The organism is Curtobacterium sp. CFBP9011 (genome assembly GCF_034045095.1).
GTDB lineage: Bacteria > Actinomycetota > Actinomycetes > Actinomycetales > Microbacteriaceae > Curtobacterium.
This window is the reverse complement of record NZ_JAXCWN010000001.1, coordinates 431,979-452,321: the sequence shown is the minus strand read 5'-3', so window position 1 is coordinate 452,321 and position 20,343 is coordinate 431,979. Positions and strand designations below refer to the sequence as shown.

At 71.7% G+C, this 20,343-nt stretch carries 17 protein-coding genes; 9 read left to right on the top strand and 8 right to left on the bottom strand.

Going from position 1 to position 20,343, the window contains the following annotated elements:
* Positions 1-29: 29 nt before the first annotated feature.
* Positions 30-872, bottom strand: a complete 843-nt coding sequence (locus SOM35_RS02110) for an aldo/keto reductase (protein WP_301222380.1) — start codon at positions 870-872, stop codon at positions 30-32.
* The gene (locus SOM35_RS02105; RefSeq protein ID WP_111045050.1) at positions 872-1,243 is read right to left on the bottom strand and encodes an FKBP-type peptidyl-prolyl cis-trans isomerase; all 372 of its coding nucleotides are present in this window, start codon (positions 1,241-1,243) and stop codon (positions 872-874) included. Before SOM35_RS02105 ends, SOM35_RS02110 begins: the two co-directional genes overlap by 1 nt.
* A 69-nt stretch (positions 1,244-1,312) precedes the next feature.
* Here SOM35_RS02105 and SOM35_RS02100 point away from each other — a divergent pair, with 69 nt between their 5' ends.
* The gene (locus SOM35_RS02100; protein ID WP_320514217.1) at positions 1,313-2,632 is read left to right on the top strand and encodes an MFS transporter; all 1,320 of its coding nucleotides are present in this window, start codon (positions 1,313-1,315) and stop codon (positions 2,630-2,632) included.
* Between the two features lie 22 nt (positions 2,633-2,654).
* Positions 2,655-3,731, top strand: coding sequence for a YihY/virulence factor BrkB family protein (locus SOM35_RS02095; RefSeq protein WP_320514216.1), 1,077 nt, complete (start codon positions 2,655-2,657; stop codon positions 3,729-3,731).
* Positions 3,732-3,840: 109 nt separating this feature from the next.
* Here SOM35_RS02095 and SOM35_RS02090 read toward each other — a convergent pair whose 3' ends face one another.
* From SOM35_RS02090 to SOM35_RS02080, 3 genes are all read right to left on the bottom strand, one after another.
* Positions 3,841-5,352, bottom strand: coding sequence for an aspartate ammonia-lyase (locus SOM35_RS02090; protein WP_253462260.1), 1,512 nt, complete (start codon positions 5,350-5,352; stop codon positions 3,841-3,843).
* A 1,205-nt stretch (positions 5,353-6,557) separates the two neighbouring features.
* Positions 6,558-6,854 carry a hypothetical protein gene (locus SOM35_RS02085; RefSeq protein WP_111076238.1) on the bottom strand — a complete coding sequence of 99 codons (297 nt, stop codon included), beginning with the start codon at positions 6,852-6,854 and terminating at the stop codon, positions 6,558-6,560.
* Positions 6,854-8,104: an inorganic phosphate transporter gene (locus tag SOM35_RS02080; protein WP_111076237.1), complete on the bottom strand. Its 1,251-nt coding sequence runs from the start codon at positions 8,102-8,104 to the stop codon at positions 6,854-6,856. Before SOM35_RS02080 ends, SOM35_RS02085 begins: the two co-directional genes overlap by 1 nt.
* Positions 8,105-8,217: 113 nt before the next feature.
* Between SOM35_RS02080 and SOM35_RS02075 the strand changes: the two genes are divergently transcribed.
* The 3 genes from SOM35_RS02075 (at position 8,218) to SOM35_RS02065 (ending at position 11,674) form a co-directional block, all read left to right on the top strand.
* Positions 8,218-9,906, top strand: a complete 1,689-nt coding sequence (locus SOM35_RS02075) for a cation:proton antiporter (protein ID WP_221850557.1) — start codon at positions 8,218-8,220, stop codon at positions 9,904-9,906.
* A 68-nt stretch (positions 9,907-9,974) separates the two neighbouring features.
* Positions 9,975-11,330: an ABC transporter permease gene (locus SOM35_RS02070; protein WP_320514215.1), complete on the top strand. Its 1,356-nt coding sequence runs from the start codon at positions 9,975-9,977 to the stop codon at positions 11,328-11,330.
* Between the two features lie 59 nt (positions 11,331-11,389).
* Positions 11,390-11,674: a hypothetical protein gene (locus tag SOM35_RS02065; protein ID WP_111076234.1), complete on the top strand. Its 285-nt coding sequence runs from the start codon at positions 11,390-11,392 to the stop codon at positions 11,672-11,674.
* Between the two features lie 60 nt (positions 11,675-11,734).
* Here the strand turns inward: SOM35_RS02065 and SOM35_RS02060 are convergent, their stop codons facing one another.
* Positions 11,735-12,253 (bottom strand): 8-oxo-dGTP diphosphatase, encoded by a 519-nt coding sequence (locus SOM35_RS02060; RefSeq protein WP_320514214.1) that lies wholly within the window; start codon positions 12,251-12,253, stop codon positions 11,735-11,737.
* A 65-nt stretch (positions 12,254-12,318) separates the two neighbouring features.
* Here SOM35_RS02060 and SOM35_RS02055 point away from each other — a divergent pair, with 65 nt between their 5' ends.
* Together SOM35_RS02055 and SOM35_RS02050 are read left to right on the top strand one after the other, a co-directional pair.
* The gene (locus tag SOM35_RS02055) at positions 12,319-12,669 is read left to right on the top strand and encodes a tryptophan synthase subunit alpha (RefSeq protein WP_111076232.1); all 351 of its coding nucleotides are present in this window, start codon (positions 12,319-12,321) and stop codon (positions 12,667-12,669) included.
* 73 nt (positions 12,670-12,742) lie between these two features.
* Complete coding sequence (locus tag SOM35_RS02050; RefSeq protein ID WP_320514213.1) at positions 12,743-13,633, top strand: aminodeoxychorismate lyase; 891 nt, start codon at positions 12,743-12,745, stop codon at positions 13,631-13,633.
* A 151-nt stretch (positions 13,634-13,784) separates the two neighbouring features.
* Here the strand turns inward: SOM35_RS02050 and SOM35_RS02045 are convergent, their stop codons facing one another.
* Positions 13,785-14,987 carry an amidohydrolase gene (locus SOM35_RS02045; protein ID WP_320514212.1) on the bottom strand — a complete coding sequence of 401 codons (1,203 nt, stop codon included), beginning with the start codon at positions 14,985-14,987 and terminating at the stop codon, positions 13,785-13,787.
* A gap of 212 nt (positions 14,988-15,199) precedes the next feature.
* On the opposite strand from SOM35_RS02045, the gene SOM35_RS02040 reads away from it, so the two are divergent.
* Both SOM35_RS02040 and SOM35_RS02035 read left to right on the top strand, forming a co-directional pair.
* Positions 15,200-16,411: a Fic family protein gene (locus SOM35_RS02040; RefSeq protein ID WP_320514211.1), complete on the top strand. Its 1,212-nt coding sequence runs from the start codon at positions 15,200-15,202 to the stop codon at positions 16,409-16,411.
* Positions 16,412-16,420: 9 nt separating this feature from the next.
* Entirely contained in the window at positions 16,421-18,610 is a 2,190-nt protein-coding gene (locus SOM35_RS02035) for a S9 family peptidase (protein ID WP_320514210.1), read from the top strand.
* Positions 18,611-18,686: 76 nt separating this feature from the next.
* Here SOM35_RS02035 and SOM35_RS02030 read toward each other — a convergent pair whose 3' ends face one another.
* Entirely contained in the window at positions 18,687-20,201 is a 1,515-nt protein-coding gene (locus SOM35_RS02030) for a CYTH domain-containing protein (protein WP_320514209.1), read from the bottom strand.
* Positions 20,202-20,343: the final 142 nt, after the last annotated feature.

Genomic DNA, 20,343 nt, shown 5'->3' with positions numbered 1-20,343 from the left:
CCGCTCGGGCTCGACGCGAACGCGCTCGGCTACATCTCTTCGTGCGTGTCCGGGTCGCCGTCCCAGAGCCGACCGCGCTCGAGCGCGGAGATGGCCTGGACCTCGTCGTCGCTCAGCGTGAAGCCGAACACGTCGAGGTTCTCGCGCTGGCGGTCCGCGTCGCCCGACTTCGGCACCGGGACGGCACCGAGCTGGACGTGCCAGCGGAGCACGACCTGGCCGGCCGACACCCCGTGCGCGGCGGCCGCGGCGGTGACGGGCTGCTCGGTGAGGAGCTCGGACTGCTTCGCGAGCGGGCTCCAGCTCTCGGTGACGATGCCGAGCCGCTGGTGCACGGCACGGAGCTCGGTCTGCGGGAAGTACGGGTGCAGTTCGACCTGGTTGACGGCCGGGGCGACCCCGGTGGCGTCGATGATCCGGTCGAGGTGCTCCGGCGTGAAGTTCGAGACACCGATCGAGCGGACCTTGCCGCTGTCGCGGAGGTCCACGAACGCCTTCCAGGTCTCGACGAACTTGCCGACCGACGGGTTCGGCCAGTGGATCAGGTACAGGTCCAGGTGGTCGAGCCCCAGGTTCGCCAGGGTCTCGTCCACCGAACGGTGCGCCTCGTCGTAGCCGTGGTGGCGTCCCGGCAGCTTCGACGTCACCACGAACTCGTCGCGCGGCACGTCGGCGCGGCGGACCGCTTCGCCGACCGCGTCCTCGTTGCCGTAGTTCAGTGCGGTGTCGAGCAGGCGGTACCCGCTCGTGATCGCCGCACCGACCGCCTGGATCCCCTCGTCCCCGTCGAGCGAGTACGTGCCGAGGCCGAGCGCCGGGATCCGGTGCCCGTCGTTCAGCTCGAGGGTCGGGACCGCCGGGACGCCCGCCATCAGCGGACGCCGAGCAGGTCGATGACGAAGATCAGGGTCTTGCCGGACAGGAAGTGTCCGCCGCCGGCCGGGCCGTAGGCGAGCTCCGGCGGGACGACGAGCTTGCGGCGCCCACCGACCTTCATGCCTGGGATGCCCTCCTGCCAGCCGCGGACGAGGGCCGCGAGGGGGAAGTCGATCGGTTCGCCACGGCCCCAGGAGCTGTCGAACTCCTCGCCGGACTCGTACTCGACGCCGGCGTAGTGGACCTTGACGGTCGAGCCGGACTCGGCGACGGCGCCGTCACCCTCGACGATGTCGGTGATGACGAGGTCGGTGGGGGCCGGGCCCTCGGGAGCGTCGAACTCGGGCTTGCTGTTCAGGTCAGTCATGTCCGTCAGTCAACCAGAGAACGAAACGGGGCCCCGCAGGCGGCCTCCAGGCCACAGAATGGTTCCACCGTGACACCAGATGCCCCCGCGAAGCCCCGCCGCTCCCTGTTCGCCGACCTGACCCCGCTCCGCCGGTCCCCGGCCTTCGCCCGACTCTGGATCGGCAGCTCGATCGCCGGCATCGGCACGATGATGACGAGCGTCACCGTCGGGCTCGAGGTGTACGAGATCACCCGCTCGACCTTCATGGTGTCCCTGGTCGGCGTGATCTCCCTGGTGCCGATGATCCTGGCCGGTCTGTACGGCGGGATGCTCGCCGACGCGTTCGACCGCCGCACCGTGGCCCTCGTGTCGGCAGTCCTGGCGTGGGTGTCGACCGCGATGATCGCCGCGCACGCCTGGCTCGGCCTCGACAGCGTCGCACTGCTCTACGTGCTGGTCACGGTGAACGCCGTCGCCGGCACCGTCATCGGGGCCTCCCGCGCCGCGATCGTGCCACGCCTGGTCGGCATCGAGCTGCTGCCCGCGGCGAGCGCCCTGAACAGCATCAGCGCCGGCTTCTCGGTGACGGTCGGCCCGGCGGTCGGTGGGGTGCTCGTCGCCGCGTTCGGCTTCGCGCCGACGTACACGGTCGACGTCGTCCTGTTCAGTGCGGCGTTCCTCGGGGTGATCACGCTGCCCCGGATGGCCCCGGAGCACGACGCCCTGCGCCCCGGACTGTCGTCGCTGATCGAGGGGGCGAGGTTCCTCCGGCGCTCCCGCAACATCACGATGACCTTCGTGCTCGACATCATCGCGATGACCTTCGGCCAGCCCCGCGTGCTGTTCCCGGCGATCGGCGCGCTGGTCGTCGGCGGTGGGTCGATCACCGTCGGGGCGCTCACCGCGGCGTACGCGATCGGTGCGCTGCTCTCCGGGATCTTCTCCGGGCCGCTCGGCCACGTGAGACGCCAGGGCGAGGCCGTCGGCTGGGCGATCACGGTCTACGGCGGGGCGATCGCGGCGTTCGGTGTCGTCGTCGCCTGCGCGCACCTCCTCGGCGGGCGGCCGTCCGAGACGTTCTCGACCGGGATCCTGCCGGCGCTGGCGCTCTGCGCGCTGTTCCTCGCGGTGGCCGGCGGTGCGGACAACGTGAGCAGCGTGTTCCGCGGGACGATCCTCCAGGCCGCCGCACCGGACGGCATGCGCGGTCGACTGCAGGGCATCTTCATCGTCGTCGTGACCGGCGGCCCGCGGGTCGGCGACCTGTACGCCGGGCTGGTCGTCGCGGCCGGGTTCGCGTACCCGCCGGTGATCGGCGGTGTCCTCATCATCGCGTTGGTCGCCCTGCTGCTCCGGCTGGTCCCCTCGTTCCGCCGGTACGACGCCCTGCACCCGAACGCGAACTGACGGAGCCGGTACGGTCGATCCCATGCCGGCGAGCCGCGAACGCGACCTGCGCCGCTCGGGTGCCCGGGCGGTGGTGCGTCGGACGTACCACTCGGTCATCCGGCACCGGGTCGTCGACTCGGCTGCGTCGCTGACGTTCTTCGCGCTGCTCACCGTGTTCCCGACGGCCCTGACCGTGGTGTCGCTGCTGGCCGTCGTCGACCAGGGCGGGGACAGCGTCGCGGACGTGATCGGGATCCTCGGCGTCATCGTGCGGCCCGAGACGGCCGAGCACCTCGAGACCCCGCTGCGGCAGCTGCTGACCCTCGACAACCCGTGGCTCGGCGCGACCGTCGGACTCGTCCTGACGCTGTGGTCGTTGTCCGGGTACGCGACCGCGTTCGGCCGGGCGATGAACACCGCCTACGAGGTCGAGGAGGGCCGGCGGATCTGGAAGTTCCGCAGCATGATGCTCCTCGTCACGCTGCTGATCATGGTCGGCGGCGCCGTCGCACTCGTCATCCTGCTCGGCACCCCGGTGATCTCCGCCGCGATCGTGCAGCAGGTCGGCTGGCCGTCCTGGATCGACGACGTCTGGAACGTCGCGAAGTGGCCGGTGCTCGCCGCGGACCTGGTGGTCATGGTCGCCGTGCTCTACACCGCCACCCCGAACGTCAGGACGCCGCAGCTGCGGTGGGTCTCCGCCGGCGCCGGCTTCGCGATCGGCACCTGGGCGATCGCCACGGTCGGCTTCGCGGTCTACGTCGAGACGATCGGCGGCGGCAACCGCGCCTACGGCTGGCTCGGCGGGGCGCTGCTGCTGCTCGTGTACCTGTACATCTCGAACTTCGTGCTCGTCGTCGGCGGGGAGCTCGACTCCGAGGTGATCCGGATGCGCCAGTTGCTCGCCGGCATCGAGGCCGACGAGACCATCCGGCTGCCGCTCCGCGACGTCACCCGGAACTTCACGCTGGCCCGCTGGCGGGACCAGGACATCGCGGCGGCGGCGCAGGTGCGGGCCGCGGCGGCGGAGCTCCCCGACGACGAGGCCTCACCTGAGGACGACGAGCTCCGGCGGGTGGCGGGGCAGGTGCGCGCGGGCGAGCGGCCGATGCCCTGAGCGGCACTGCGCTCGTTGCGTGAGCCGCGGACGGACGGGAGGCGCGTGGTGGGGCCGCCACGGGCCTCCCGTCCGTCAGGGGGTCAAGCTGGTTCGCCTGCGGGTCGGGTCAGGCCTGCGGCGGACGCGGGGCCGCGTCGCGGGCGTGCTGCTGGAGCATCGCCTCGGTGATCACCGGGATCGCCCCCGTGGCCATCTCGATGCCGGACAGGCGCGCCGGGCTGAGGACGCGGTGCACCTGGTGCTCGTCCATCAGGCCCGCCGCGATCACCAGCGTGGAGATCGGCGTCGACGTCGTCAACGCCGTGTGCGCGATCGACGCCGCCGCCGCGTAGCCGATGTACGGCGTCAGCGCGGTGACGACACCGACGTTCGTGTCGACCTGCGCGGCGAGCTTGGCCTCGTTCGCCTCGATGCCGACGACGCAGTGCTCGCGGAGGGTCGCGCAGCCGCGGGCCATCCACTGCAGCGACTGCAGGATCGAGTGCGCGATGATCGGCTCGAAGGCGTTGAGCTGCAGCTGCCCGCCCTCGGCCGCCATCGTCACCGTGGTGTCTGCGCCGGCGACGGCGAAGGCGATCTGGTTCACCACCTCCGGGATCACCGGGTTCACCTTGCCCGGCATGATCGAGGACCCGGCCTGCCGCGGCGGCAGCGTGATCTCACCGAGGCCCGCCTGCGGCCCCGACGCCAGCAGTCGCAGGTCGTTGCAGATCTTCGACAGCTTCATCGCACTGCGCTTCACCGTCCCGGACAGCGTCATGAACGAGCCGGCGTCACTCGTCGCCTCGATGAGGTCCGGCGCGGTGACGACGTCGACGCCGGACGCCTCGGCGAGTTGTCTGCGGACCTCGTCGCGGTAGAGCGGATCCGCGGTGATGCCGGTGCCGATCGCGGTCGCGCCGAGGTTCATCTCACCGAGCAGCGGCACCACGCGGCGGAGCTGGACGACGTCCTCCTGGATGGTGTGCGCGAAGCCCGTGAACTCCTGCCCGAGCGTCATCGGCACGGCGTCCTGCAGCTGCGTCCGACCCACCTTGAGGACGTCCGCGAAGGCGCGGCCCCGCTCGGCGAACGCGTCCGACAGCTGCTCCAACTGGTCGGCCAGACGGCGCACCCCGTAGATCATCGCGATCTTGATGCTCGTCGGGTACGTGTCGTTCGTCGACTGGCTGCGGTTCACGTGGTCGATGGGGTGCAGGTACGCGTAGTCGCCCCGCTCGCGGCCGAGGAGCTCAAGGGCCCGGTTCGCCAGGACCTCGTTCGTGTTCATGTTCGTGCTCGTGCCGGCGCCGCCCTGGACCACGTCGACGACGAACTGGTCGCGGAGGGCACCGTCACGCACCTCCTGCGCGGCACGGTCGATGGCGTCGGCGCGCTCGTCGTCGAGGACCCCGATCGCCCGGTTCGCCCGGGCTGCCGCCTGCTTCACGGTCACCAGGGCCGCGACGAGGTCCGGGTACACCGCGATCGGCACGGAGGCGATCGGGAAGTTCTCCATCGCCCGGAGGGTGTTGATGCCCCAGTACGAGTCGACGGGCACCTCCCTCGAGCCCAGGGAATCGGTCTCGGTGCGGGTGGCAGCGCTCGTCACGTGGTGTTCCTCTCCGTCGCGGGTCACGTGTCGAGGGTAGTCCGCGACCGTCCGGCCGGTGCGGGAGGTGCGGGTGCGGGTGGGCGCGGCGGGTGCGGCGGGCGCGGGTGGGTGCGGCGGGGGCGGGTGGGGCAGGGCACGTCGGCGGGGCGGGGCAGAGCGCGCCGGCGGGTGGGCGAGGCGGAGCGCGAGCGGGCGGGTGGGCGAGGCGGAGCGCGAGCGGGCGGAACACCAGGGGCACCTCGTCCTGCACCACGGGATTCCGCCCACTCACCACCCGCGGCACGGGAGGCACGGCACCCGGCCGGCACGGGCCTCCCGTCCGCCAGCCGCCGGCTTCTCTGGCGGCGAGCGGGCGGGAACGCTTGGTGCGCGTGCCGCCCGGCCTGGCGTTCCGCCCGTTCACGCCACAGGGCGGACGGGAGGCGCTGCACCAGCCCGCCCCGGCCCTCCCGGCCGCCAGCGGCCGGGTCCTCCCCGTCGGCGAGCGGGCACAAACGTGCCGCGCACGGCTGACGCGCCCTGGCATTCCGCCCGCTCACCTTCGGGGCGTCCGCGAGCGGGCGAGAACGGGTGGTGCGACGGCCGCGCACTCTGACGTTCCGCCCGCTCATGCCTACGGGCGGACGGGAGACACGGGGCCGGCCCGCCCCGCGCCTCCCCTGCCGCCGGCCGAAGGCGGGTCCGACGGCGAGCGGGCGAGAACGGGAGGTCCGCCCGCTGACCTGCCCAGGCATTCCGCCCGTTCGCCTCAGGGACGACCGCGAGCGGACGAGAACGCGCGGGTGGTCCGCGACCTCCCCCTGGCATTCCGCCCGCTCACGCACGAGGCGGACGGGAGGCACGGCACCAGCCAACCAAGCGCCTCCCGTCCGCCAAGCACGCCGATCCGACGGCGAGCGGGCGCAAACGCGCCGTGACCCGCTGACGCGCCCTGGCACTCCGCCCGTTCACCCCAGGGACGAGGGCGAGCGGGCGAGAACGCGCGGTCCGTCCGCCACGCACCCTGTCATTCCGCCCGCTCACGCCATCGAGGACGGACGGGAGGCGCGGGACCAGCCCGGCACGCGCCTCCCGGCCCGCAGACGGCGAGCGGGCGAGAACGCGTGGTGCGTCCGCCACGCACTGTGGCATTCCGCCCGCTCGCGGCGCCGAGGGCGGACGGGCGCACCCCACAACGCAGCAACGGCCGGCCCGGAGGCCGGCCGCTGCCGGAGGGGACGCGCCGCGCGTCAGTGGAAGGCGGGCACGATCAGGTAGATGCCGTACAGCACGGCCGCACCGCAGAGCACGAAGCAGACCACGGCGAGCGCCCGGAGCATCCGGACGGCGCCGGCTGCGGCGTTCGGGTCGGGGAAGCCGGCGGTGGCCGGGCCGATCGTGCCGTCGTCCTTCACGGTGTACTTGCCCGCACGGGTGTCGGCGGCGCTCCAGAACCGCAGCCCGACCGAGTACACGGAGACGACGAAGCAGGCCGAGACGACGGCGACGAGTGCCACGAGCAGGAACGCTCCCCAGTCGATGCCCATCAGCGACGGCCTCCCTTGCGTCCGGCCATGCGGCGGAGGGTCCGCTCACGGCTCAGTTCGGCGCGGCGGGCGGCGACGGCCTCGGCACGCTTCTTGCGCTGCAGGCCGCGCTGCTCCTTGCGGGTGAGCACGGCGTTCGCGGCGACGTCGATCTCGATGGCCGAGTCGTGCGGCTTGCGCAGCGACCAGAGGTACAGGCCGAGGACCACGATCCCACCGGCGACGGCGTCGATGACCAGGCCGATCACGCCGAAGCGGGCGATGCCGGAGGCGATCGCTCCGACCGCGGCGGCTGCCGGCAGGGTGATGAACCAGGCGATGACGATCTTGCCCGCGGTCGACCACTGGATCTTCGACCCGCGGCGGCCGAGGCCCGCGCCGATGATCGAGCCCGAAGACACCTGCGTGGTGGAGAGCGCGAAGCCGAGGTGGCTCGAGGCGAGGATCGTCGCGGCGGTCGAGGCCTCGGCCGCGAAGCCCTGCGTCGCCCGGATCTCGGTGATGCCGGAGCCGAGGGTGCGGATGATGCGCCAGCCACCGGTGTAGGTGCCGAGGGCGATCGCGAGCGCACACGCCACGACTACCCAGAACTGCACGCCCTGGTTCGCCGACTGGGCACCGGACGCGATGAGTGTGAGCGTGATGACGCCCATCGTCTTCTGCGCGTCGTTCGTGCCGTGCGCGAGCGACACCATCGACGAGGTGAAGATCTGGCCGACGCGGAAGCCGCCGCGCTCGTTCGGGAACACCGGGCGACGGGTGATCCGGTAGGCGATCCGCGTGGCGAGCAGCGACACCAGGGCCGCGATCACCGGCGACAGGAAGGCGGGGATGATCACCACCGTCAGCAGCGCCGCGTAGTTCACCGAGTCGAACCCGGCACCGACGATCGCGGCGCCGATGAGGCCACCGAAGAGCGCGTGCGAGGACGACGACGGCAGGCCGCGCAGCCACGTGATCATGTTCCAGACCACCGCGCCGATCAGCCCCGCGAAGATCATCTCCGGACTGATGGCGACGCCACCGGGTCCCTCGTTGATGAGCCCGTGCGAGATCGACGTCGCCACAGCTGTGCTGAGGAACGCCCCGACGAGGTTGAGCACCGCTGCGACGGAGACCGCCACCGTGGGCTTCATGGCGCCGGTCGCGATCGGGGTCGCCATTGCGTTGGCGGTGTCGTGAAAACCGTTTGTGAAGTCGAAGAAGAGGGCCAACGCAATGACCAGGACGACTATGAGCGTGATGTCCACCGCGGGCAAGTGTCCCAGGCGGAGGGGCATCGGGCAAGCCGAGCAGACACCTGTTGTTCATCTGCCCTTCACGTCTGCTCAGGTCCACACCCTCGGGATGGGAAGATGGCCCCGTGGACATCGCCGAGTTGCTCATCCTGCTGGTCGGATCGCTCGCCGTCACCGGGTTCGCCCGCGCATGGGGACTCCCCGCTCCGCTCCTCGTCACCGCGGTCGCCCTCGGCGTGTCGTTCATCCCCGGTCTGCCCCACATCGAGATCGACTCGGAGGTCATCCTCACGGTGGTCCTGCCGCCGCTGCTCTACTCGGCGGCGCTCGACGTGTCGTGGCAGAGCTTCCGCGGGTCGATCAAGCAGATCCGACGACTCGGCATCTTCCTCGTCATCATCACGGCACTCGCCGTTGGCCTGGCCGCCTACCTGATCATCCCCGACATGACGTGGCCGGCCGCGATCCTCCTGGGTGCGATCGTGGCGCCGCCGGACGCGGTGTCCGCGGCGGCGATCGGCCGCAAGCTCGGGCTGCCCCGCCGGGTGATGACGGTCCTGTCCGGCGAGAGCCTGATCAACGACGCCGCGTCCCTGACGCTGGTCCGGGTGTTCACGCTGATCATCGCCGGCGCATCGCTGACGATCTGGCAGGACCTCGGCATCTTCGGCCTGGCGATCGGCGTCGGCCTGGTCGTCGGCGGTGTCCTCGGCGTGGTCGTGCACTGGATCCGGATGCGGATCAACGACCCGGTGGTCGAGACGATCATGAGCATCCTGCTGCCGTTCGTGGCGTACATCCTGGCCGAGGAGCTCTCCGGCTCGGGCGTCATCGCGGTCGTCACGGCGGGGCTGTACATCGGCTACAACTCCCCCAAGGAGGGCTACGCGACCCGCCTGCAAGAGCGTCCGCTCTGGACGAGTGTCGACGTGATCCTCGAGGGCTTCGTCTTCGCGCTGATCGGGCTGCAGCTCAACACGGTCGTGCAGGACCTGGTCGAGAGCGAGCGGAGCCTCGGGCAGACGCTGACCGCCGCGGCCGTCGTCCTGGTGGTGGTGATCGTGGTCCGTCCGCTCTTCATCTTCGAGTCGTACGCACGCAACCGCCTGCACGGCCGGTTCATCCGTCCGTTGCGGATCCGCGCCTCCCGAGGGCACCGTTCCCTGCGCTGGATCCGTGGTACGGCCGAACCGAGGCTCAACTGGCGGGAACTGACGGTCATCTCGTGGACCGGCATGCGTGGTGTGGTGACGCTGGCCGCCGCGGTGTCGGTCGTCGCGAGCCCGACGAAGATCCCCGCCCAGGACACGATCTTCGTGATCGCGTTCATCGTCACGGTCGGCACCCTGCTGCTGCAGGGGCTGACGCTGCCGTTCGTGATCCGGGCGCTCAAGGTGCAGGACCCGGGCGAGGACGACAAGGACCGCCGCAGCGAGATGCTGCTCAACCAGCGCACCACCGTCGCCGCGATCGAACTGCTCGACAAGCGCCGTCCGGAGTGGGGCACGCGGTACGGCTCGGACGCCGTCGACTCGGTGGTCTCCCGCCTCAAGGCCCGGCTGGAGCGCCAGGCCGAGACGTTCCGGCAGGACGCCGAGGAAGAAGAGACGGACGACCGCAACACCGCGATGCGTCTCCGCGGTGCGCAGATCCAGGACATCCGCCGCGAGCTGCTCGACCGCCGGCGCGAGATCGTCCTCGAGGAGCGCGAGAAGGGCAACCTCGACGAAGAGGTCATGCGCCGCGTGCTCGTGACCCTCGATGCGGAAGAACTCGCGATGGACTCGGCGCAGGCCTCCCGCAGTCGTTCCTGACCGGTCCTCACTCCGGTACCCAGGCGTACCCTGGGATGCCAGACGACAGGACAGGAGCGCACCGCCGAGTGAGCACGCCGCGGAACGAAGCACGCAGGAACAACGACCTCCCGACGCGCAGCGCCGGCGACACGGCGCGGGTCGCGGACGACCGGTCACGCCCGGCACACCGACCCGGCCGGGAGGCACGCCCCACGCCGCCGCCGAAGCAACACATCGGCCGCTACCGCCGGTGGTACGCCACCCTGCACCCGTCGCTGCAGCTCATCGGGCTCCAGCTGTGGATGCCGCTGTTCTTCATCGTCGGTTTCTGCCTCTGCTACGTCTTCGCGTTCCACGCCCCGCACCCGCACGACGTGCCGATCGGCATCGTCGGCAGCGACCAGACCCTCGTCGGAGCCGTGCAGAAGGCGCTCCCGGGCGAGTACCTGTTCTCCTCCTACGACTCGCTCGCCAGCGCGAAGCGCGATGTCCTCGCCGGGACGATCGCCGTCGCGTACGACCCGTCAGCGAACGAGCTGTTCAAGGCCAGCGCGCACCAGTTCCAGGTCGCGAACCTGGTGCCCGCGACCCTGAGCGCCGTCCTGACCGGTGCCGGCCTGGCGGCTCCGCGGGTGACCGAGCTCGCGCCCCTGCCGGCGTACGACGAGTACGGCACGGTCGGGATGTACGTGATGCTCGCGTGGTGCATCGGCGGCTACATGGTCGCGATGTTCATCGGCATCATGGGCGGCCCGCTCCGCCACCGCACCCGGATGGCGGTCATCGTCACCGGCGGTCTGGTCATCTCGCTCATCACGAACACCCTCGCCGGCCCGGTCGTCGGTGCCATCCACGGCCACTTCGTCCCGCTCGTCCTCATCGCGTGGGGCTGGATCGTCGCGATCGGCCTGGCGGTCAACGGGCTCAGCTACTTCGTCGGCCGGTTCATCGCCGCTCCCGCCATGATCTGCTTCGTCTTCCTGTCGATGCCGTCCTCCGGTGGCGCCTACCCGAAGTGGTTCATGCCGGAGCCGTTCGCCTGGCTCAACAACGTCGTCGTCGGCTCGAGCATGGTCGACATGATCAAGCACCAGCTCTACGGAGTCGGCCCGGGCCCGGAGCGTGGGCTGATCACGATGGGCTGCTACGCCGCGGCCGGGCTCGTCCTGATGTTCCTCGGCAAGAAGTGGTGGGAGCGCCGTCGGATCCGCGCGATCGTCACCGGCCGGACCACGATGTTCCAGGACGCGAACACCGCGAACCGTGAGTTCCTCGGCCGCCAGCGTGACGCCGAACTCGAGCGGAACGGCCTCATCTCGACCGAGACCGGGACGCTGCAGGTCCTGCGCGACGACGACTGGGAGGACGAACGTGCCGCCGGGGACGTCTTCACCGGCGGCCGCGACGGACTCGAGAACGAGCCGCTGAACCCACGTCGGTGAGTGCCCGGCGGGGAGGGCCCGTCGATGAGCGCCGGGCCGACGGCTATCCTGGTCCGATCATGACCCGAACCGCCTGGCACCGCCTGCTCATGACGATCGTCGTCGTCTTCCTCGTCATCGCGGCGCTGTCCTACGTCACGAGCATCGTGCTCGCGCCGAGTGGTGGCCGCAGCGTCGCCGGGCTCTGGGACGGCTGGGCGATGTTCGCCCTCATCGCCGCGATCGCGTTCGGCGTCGTCGACTTCTTCGTCCGCCCGCTCGGTGGGCAGAGTGGGGACGCCGACGTCATGGCCGAGGCCGAAGCCGCCCGCACCGGCACCACCCCCACGCAGCGCGCACGCTGACGGGCGCTCTGCGGCCCGGCCGCGCCGGTGCAGCAGGTCCGGCAGGTCCGGCGCGTCTGCTCAGACCGGCTCGCCGATCCCCGTCCCGGTGAACCCGGCGACCGACGCGTTGTCCTCCGCGAACACCACCCGGGCGTCCACCTGGCCCCCGTCGAGGACCGCGGGCAACCAGTAGCGCGCGTCGTCCCACATCGCGTCGTAGGGGACGTCCCGGACCGGCACCCAGCGCGGCTCCAGCTCGTCGCCGCCCGACGGGTCGCCCTGCCAGCGGCGGCACACGAAGACGTCCGAGACCTGGGACCAGGACGGGCGGAACGGGAACCGGTAGTCCAACGTGCCACGGGCCTCCAGGTCGGCCGGGTCGACATGGAGGCCGACCTCCTCCGCCACCTCGCGCACGGCGGTCTCGACCGCCGTCTCGGTGCCCTCACGCTTGCCGCCGGGGCCGACCACACGACCGGTGCCGAGACCCCGTCGCTTCTCGCCGAGCAGCACCTCCGGCCCGTCCGGACCGTCCCGCAGGAGGTACACGACGACGACGGCCGGGTGCTGGGTCTTGCTCTCGTCGCGCTCCGTCATGTGGTCCAGTGTGGCCGATCCGATGACGTACGCTCGTTGCATGGCAGGCGTGCTGTGGGGGCGTCATGGCTGAGTCTCGCAGGACGGGGCGCAGCCTCGAGGTGCTGCGCGCGGAAGCCGCCGAGGAGATCTCGGTCATCGTCGAACACCGGTGTCGGCAGGGCGACGATCCCTGGGACTTCATGCACACGCTGCCGAGCGTCGACGAGCAGGTCGTCCTGATCCTCCGTGCTGAGGCGATGGAGGTCGACGTCCGCATCGGTCAGCGCAGCGCACAGTGGTCGTCGCACCCGGCATCGGGGCAGCGCACTGAGCACGGCGAGGAGTACCACCGCCTCCGGCGCATCGCGCTCCAGCACCCGGAACTCACCGAGGCCGTCTGGAAGCTGATGGACGCGCTGCCCGGTGCGCGCTGAGAACCGCGCTCGCTGACACCCGCGCTCGCTGACACCGGTGCTCGCTGACACCGGTCTGGGGTTGGATGGGGGCATGACCGACACCGTCCTCGCCGTCCTGAACCAGCCCTCCCGCGCCGCAGCGCCGCACGACCCGGAGGCCGACGCGTTCACCTGGGCGAAGCCGCTCGAGGAGCACATCCAGGTGATGGACCTCGGCCTCACCCGGGGCGACGGCGTGTTCGAGACGATCACGGTCATCGACGGCCGTCCGCAAGCCCTCGAGGCGCACCTCGCCCGCTTCGGCCGGTCCGCCGCGAAGCTCGACCTGCCCGAGCCGGACCTGGACGCCTGGCGTCAGGCGATCGAGGCCGCCTGCGCGCGGCTCGACCCGGTGCGCGAGGCCTCCGCCAAGACCGTCCTGACCCGCGGCGTCGAGGGCTTCGGCCGTCCGACCGGCTGGGTCTACGCCGCACCGTCCGCCGACCAGACCCGCGACCGCACCGAGGGCATCGGGGTCGTCACGCTGGACCGCGGCTACCGGCACGACGTCGAACGGACCTCGCCGTGGCTGCTGCAGGGAGCGAAGACGCTGTCCTACGCCATCAACATGGCGGCGCTCCGCGAGGCCGTCCGACGCGGTGCCGACGACGCGCTCTTCATCTCGACCGACGGCTACGTCCTCGAGGGCACCCGCGCCAACCTCATCATGTCCGTCGGCGGTCGCTTCGTCACCCCGCGCACCGACATCGGCATCCTCGACGGCACGACGCAGGCCGACGTCTTCCGCTTCGCCGAGCAGGAGGGCATCGAGACCGCCTACGAACTCGTCACCCTGGACGACCTGCGGGCCGCGGACGCGCTGTGGCTGGTGTCGAGCATCCGGCAGGCCGCGCCGATCCACACGGTGAACGGCGTGCCGCAGGAGATGGACCTCGGCATGACCGAGCGGATCAACGACTTCCTGCTGTCGCGCCAGGACTGAACAGGGCCTGGCCCGGCCCGCACCGGCCCGGCCCGCACCGGCCCGGCCCGCACCGGCCTGGCCTGGTCGAGCCCAGGGTCGGACGGGAGGCGCGGTGCGGGCCTGCGCCGCGCCTCCCGCCCGACGCCTGGTCACGTGTCGATCCGTGTCGTCACCAGCGCGGGGTCGTCACACCCTGTCCGTCGACGTACGCGTAGACCTGCTTGCCCTCGATCCACACCCGCTGCGCGCGGCTGGTGGCGTCGAGCGGGTCGCCGTCCCAGAGGACGAGGTCGGCGTCGAGTCCCTCGGCGATGCGGCCGACCCGGTCACCGAAGCCGAGGATGTCGGCCGGCGCGGAGGTGATCGCCTCGAGCGCGGTCTGTCGGGGCAGCCCGTCGCGGACCGCCATCGTCGCCTGGGTGACGAGCATGTTGATCGGGACGACGGGTGCGTCGGTGGTGATCGCGACCCGGACGCCGGCCGCAGCGATGGTCGTGAGGTTCGGGATGCCGCGATCGCGCAGCTCGACCTTGGAGCGACTGGTGAACAGCGGCCCGTAGATCACCGGGATGCCCTTCTCGGCGAGCAGGCCCGCGATCTTGTGTGCTTCGGTGCCGTGGTTGACGACCAGGCGGTAGCCGAACTCTTCTGCGAGACGGACCGCGGTGGCGATGTCGTCGTGCCGGTGGGTGTGCTGGTCCCAGGCGAGCTCGCCGTCGAGGACGCGGACCAGTGCTTCCTTCGTGAGGTCGCGGGTGAACGGTTCGTCCTTCGCGTGGGCGGCGTCGCGGGCCGCGCGGTAGTCCTGCGCGGCGACGAACGCTTCACGGATCACCTTGGCGACGCCGAGGCGGGTGGAGGGCGTCTGCCCCTTCTCGCCGTAGACGCGCTTCGGGTTCTCACCGAGGGCGCTCTTGATGCTCACGGCGTCCGAGATGAGCTGCTCGTCGATGGTCCGGCCGCCCCAGGTCTTGATCGCGACGGTCTGCCCGCCGATCGGGTTGCCGGAGCCGGGCTTCACGACGATGCTCGTGATGCCACCGGACAGGGCGTCACGGAAGCCCTCGTCGTCGATGTCGACCGCGTCGATGGCCCGGACGGCAGCCATGTTCGGGCCGGTCATCTCGTTCGTGTCGTTGCCCGCCGAACCGTTCGCCTCTTCGTGGATGCCGACGTGGCCGTGCGCCTCGACGAAGCCGGGCAGGAGCCAGGCGCCAGCGGCGTCGACCACGGGCAGGCCGTCGGGTGCCACGACGTCGGGTCCGACCGCCGTGATGCGGCCGTCCTGCACGACGACCGCGCCGCCGTCGAACGGTGCGCCGTCGACGGGGACGACGTGGGCACCGGTGATCACGAACGAGTTGTCAGTCATCCCACAACGCTACCGATGCCGTCGCCGCACGCCACGGGGTTCGTGTACGGAATACAGGTTCTTGGTGCTGCGCGCTCGGTGGTCGGTACTTTCTGTCGGACCCGACGAGCGGAGGCACGATGCACCTTGACGACACCCGGCCCGGCTGGCCTGCGCACCGGACGACGACCCGCCCGTGGCGGAGCAGCGGCCGGCCGCCACGAGCCGACCGGATGGTCCGCTCGGTCCGCTGCTCCCTGCCGCCGCGGATCGCGGACCGCACCTGGACCCCGTCCTCGGACACCGCCGGCCTGGTGTCGCGGGTCGCCGATCGGCTCGCCGACCTCGACCGGCGTCTGGGCGACCGCACCGCGACGTTCGACCTGCTGCTCGCCCGGACCGAGGCCGTCTCGTCCTCCCGGATCGAGGACGAGCACGCGACGCTCGACGACTACGCCCGCGCCCTCGTCGGCATCCGCGCGAACGGCAGCGCCACCGCGATGGTCGGCGCGACCGCGGCGCTGCGGGCGATGATCGACGACGCCGGGCAGGGCGGCATCACCGAACGCTCGGTGCTCGACGCGCACGCGGTGCTGATGCGGGACGACCCGGTCGACGGTCCGGAGGCCGGGCGCTGGCGGCAGGTGCAGAACTGGATCGGTGGCGGCGCGTCACCGCGGGACGCCGCCTACGTCCCGCCACCGGCCGACGACGTCCCCGACGCCATGGACGACCTGTTCGCGTTCCTGGATCGCGACGACCTCGACCCGGTCGTGCAGGCGGCGATCGCGCACGCCCAGTTCGAGTCGGTGCACCCGTTCACCGACGGCAACGGGCGGGTCGGCCGGGCGTTGGTCAACGCGGTGCTCCGCCGGCGCGGACTGACCTCCTCGCTCGTGGTCCCGGTCGCGGCGGCGCTCGTGGCGGACCGGGCCGGGTACTTCGCCGAACTCGTCCGCTACCGGGACGGGCACGTCGACGGCGTGGTGCGCCTGGTCGCCGCGGCGATCGGCACCGTGTGCGACGAGGTCGAGTACGCGGCCCTCCGGCTGGACGAGCTCGAGCGGGACCGTGCCGCAGTGCACCACTCGGGTCCCGGGTCCCGTGTGGCTCACGACTCGACGGTGCTGCGCGTCCTGCTCGCCGACCCGGTGCTGACCGAAGCGGCCATCACCGCCGCGCTGCCACCGGACCTGCCGTGGACGGACGCGGTCATCGACGAGCTGGTCGACGCGGGCGTCCTGCGCCCCGTGACCGAGCGGCGACGCGACCGGGCGTGGGTGGCGTCGGATGTGCTGGCGGAACTCGATGCGCTGGCGGAGCGCATCCGGGCGGCGGCGGTGCCGACACCGGGGCAGGCCGGACCGAGGCAGGCCGGACCGAGGCAGGTCGGACCGGCAGCCGCTGTCCCGGAGCCGGGTCGGGCCTCCATCCTGAGCGCATAGGGTGGGCCGGTGACCAGCGAGCACGACGTGACCACCCCGCCGACCGCCGCCAAGCGGCCTCGTACGCGGACCCACCACGGCATCGACTTCGTCGACGACTACGAGTGGCTGCGCGACAAGGAGTCCCCGGACACCATCGCGTACCTCGAAGCCGAGAACCGGTACACCGAGACGCAGACCGAGCACCTCGGCGCCCTCCGTGAGCGGCTCTTCGACGAGGTCAAGACCCGCGTGCAGGAGACCGACCTCTCGGTCCCCGTGCGCATGGGCCAGTGGTGGTACTTCACCCGGACCAGCGAGGGCAGCCAGTACGGCGTGCAGTGCCGCGCCCCGATCAGCGGGCCGGACGACTGGACCCCGCCGTCGCTCGAGGCGGACACTGCGGGATCGGCGAGCGCCGGCACCCTGCCCGGCGAAGAGGTCGTCCTGGACGGCAACGCCCTGGCCGAGGGGCACGACTTCTTCTCGCTCGGCACCTACGACATCAGCGACGACGGTCGTCGGCTGGTCTACGGCGTCGACGTCGAGGGCGACGAGCGCTACACCCTGGCCGTCCGTGACCTCGAGACCGGGCAGGACCTCGGCGACACGATCCCGAACACCGGGGCCGGCGCCACGTTCGACCCCTCGGGCCGCTACGTGTTCTACCCGACCGTCGACGACTCCTGGCGTCCGGACCGCATCTGGCGCCACACCGTCGGCACCTCGGCGGACGCCGACGTCGTGGTGTTCGAGGAGCCCGACGACCGCTACTGGGTCGGCGTGGGTGTGACCCGCTCGTCGCAGTACATCGTCATCGAGCTCGGGTCGAAGATCACCTCCGAGGCGCTCGTCCTCGACGCGTCCGACCCGACCGGTGAGTTCCGCGTCGTGTGGCCCCGTCGCGACGGCGTCGAGTACGAGATCGAACACGCCATCGTCGGCGGCAGCGACCGGCTGCTCGTCCTGCACAACGACGGCGCCGAGAACTTCGAGCTGGTGGACGTCCCCGCCGACGAGCCGACGTCCGAGTCCGACCGCCGTGTCGTCGTCGCGCACCACCCCGAACGACGCATCGAGTCGGTGGACGCCTTCGCCGGGCACCTGGCGCTCGAGTACCGGTCCGAGGCACTCCCCCGGATCGCGATCATCCCGATCGAGGGCGACGGCTACGGCGACGCCCACGAGGTCCCCTTCGACGAGGCACTGTTCTCGGCCGGCCTCGGCGGCAACCCCGAGTGGGACCAGCCGACGCTCCGGCTCGGCTACACGTCCTTCGTGACCCCGTCCGAGGTGAGCGACCTGGACCTGGCGACCGGTGCGGTCACGGTGCTCAAGCGGCAGCCGGTGCTGGGCGGCTACGACCCGGCCGACTACGTGCAGGAGCGCGACTGGGCGACGGCGTCCGACGGCACACGGATCCCGATCTCCCTCGTGTGGCGCCGTGACGCCGTCGACGCAGACGCCCCGGCCCCGCTGCACCTGTACGGGTACGGCTCGTACGAGCACTCGATCGACCCGGGCTTCAGCGTGATGCGTCTGTCGATGCTCGACCGCGGTGTCGTCTTCGCCGTCGCCCACGTCCGCGGTGGTGGCGAACTGGGCCGTCACTGGTACGAGGACGGCAAGACCCTGACGAAGAAGAACACCTTCACCGACTTCGTCGCGGTCGCCGAGCACCTCATCGACAGCGGTCGGACGACACCCGAGCGTCTCGTGGCCGAGGGTGGCAGCGCCGGCGGTCTGTTGATGGGCGCCGTCGCGAACCTGGCGCCCGAGCGATTCGCGGGCATCCTGGCCGCGGTGCCGTTCGTCGACGCGCTGACGAGCATCCTCGACCCGGACCTGCCGCTGACCGTCATCGAGTGGGACGAGTGGGGCGACCCGCTGCACGACCCCGAGGTCTACCGGTACATGAGCGAGTACACCCCGTACGAGAACGTCCGCGACGACGTGCAGTACCCGCGCATCCTCGCCGTGACCTCGATCAACGACACCCGCGTGCTGTACGTCGAGCCGGCGAAGTGGACCGCGAAGCTGCGGGAGGTCGGCGCCCCGGTGCTCCTGAAGACCGAGATGTCCGCCGGACACGGTGGCGTCAGCGGTCGGTACGACTCGTGGAAGGAGCGTGCGTCCGAGCTGGCGTGGCTGCTCGACGTGCTCGGCCTGGCCGACGTCTCCCCCGCGGCGGCGAGCGCGGACCCGATCGCGGCCGGCTGACAGGCAGCAGGCCTCACGACGACGGCGCGCACCCTGCTCGGGTGCGCGCCGTCGTCGTGTGCGGACGGACAGACCGTCACACGCGGTTGAGCGCGTGCACCGCCTCGTCGTAGGACTCCTCGGCCACGCGGACCCGGTCGCCGGCCAGGACGCCGTACCCGAACGTGCCCTCTCCGGCGCGCTCGGCGATGCCGGCCTGCACGCGGAGCTGCTCGAGCGCGTGCAGCGACCGGACCCGCTCGGTCAGCACGTCGGCCGCGGTGCCGATCCGCTTCCAGAGCGCGTGCGGGAACGCGTCGTCGCCGAGGACGTCCATCGCCATCCGGGCCCGGAGCGTGGCGTGCCAGGCGCGCTGGGTGGCCTCGCGGTCACCGGCCTCGTCGGCGGGGTCGTCTCCGACCGCTGCACGGACGAGGTCGCGGACGCGCGGCTTCTCGATCGCCGAGACGTCCTGGGCGACGCGCTTCGGGTCGCGGAGTGCCCACTCGGTCGGCTGAGGGCGTTCGACGGCGTCGTCGAGGGCGTCGAGCAGTTCGAGGAACGACTCCTCGTGCAGGGACAGCAGGACCTCGCGGGTGGCGTCATCGCGGCGCTGGCGCGTGGAGGCCAGGATCCGCTCGCGGGTGATCGAGTCGATGAGGGCTTCCTGCGCCGGGCTGGAGGCCCGCGGCAACCGGTCGACGAGGTACTCAGCCAGGGCGGCTCGTGCCGTGACGGCCGCGAGCGCATCGGCCGCAGCGGCGGCGCGGTCCATCTCGTCGCCGTCGGTGAACGCCGGCCGGTAGGAGCCGAGGACCGCGGCGATGCCGAGGGCGGTCTCAGCCACCTCGGACAGGTCGGTCGGAGCGCCGGACCGCAGTCCGGCCTCCAGGCGGAGCAGCGTGCCCCGCAGTTTCCGCAACCGCTTGGTGAGTGCGCGGGCCGCGGTGCCCTTGTGCGGCTTCTCCTCGGCCTGGAGGCGCGGTGCCGGTGCCCCCGCCAGCCCACGTGCCAGCTTGGACGCGACTGCGGCGGGGCCGGCGCCGACGGCGGCGAACCGACCGTCCAGGGCGGCGAAGAGCTCGTGCGCGATCTGCGGGTCGACGCCCTCGACGGCTTCGACCTCGACCTCCCGCCACGTGGTCGGGTGGGCCGGCGCGTCGTCGTCGAGGCGTTCGGCGACGACCTGGTCGTCGGCGAGTTCGCCGACCTGGTCACCGTCCTCGTCGAGCAGGCGGGTGACGGTGCGGGTGGTGGTGATCCGGACGACGGGGTGCAGTCCGCGGCCACGCCGTTCGGTGAAGAGTGCGGCGAGGACCTCGCTGGGCACGGTGTCCGGGTCCTCGGTGAGCGGGAAGTGCTCTTCGTGGCGGACGGTGTCGGACTCGGCGCGCTTGATGTGCCAGCCGGCGTCGTGTCCGCCGGTGCGCCGACGGACGGTGACGTGGGCGGCGACCAGGTCGTACCGCTGGGTGTCCCAGTAGGTGGCGTCGAGCTCGAACGGCTCCTGGGTGTCGGTCTGCATGATGCCGCCGGCGCCGACCAGGTCGGGCAGCGCCGCGTCGGCGGACAGGTCGTAGGTGCGCTCGATCTCGAGGTGCGTGTCGCTCACACGGTCTTGTCTACCAGGGTGGGGGCGTGGTCCTCGCCACGGGTGTGTCCGCGGAGGGCTGAGGTCGGCCAGGGCGGTCGGCGAGAGCCCGACCTCGGCGGCGTCGCGCAGGTCGGCGTGCCACTGTTCGCGGCGGACCGTC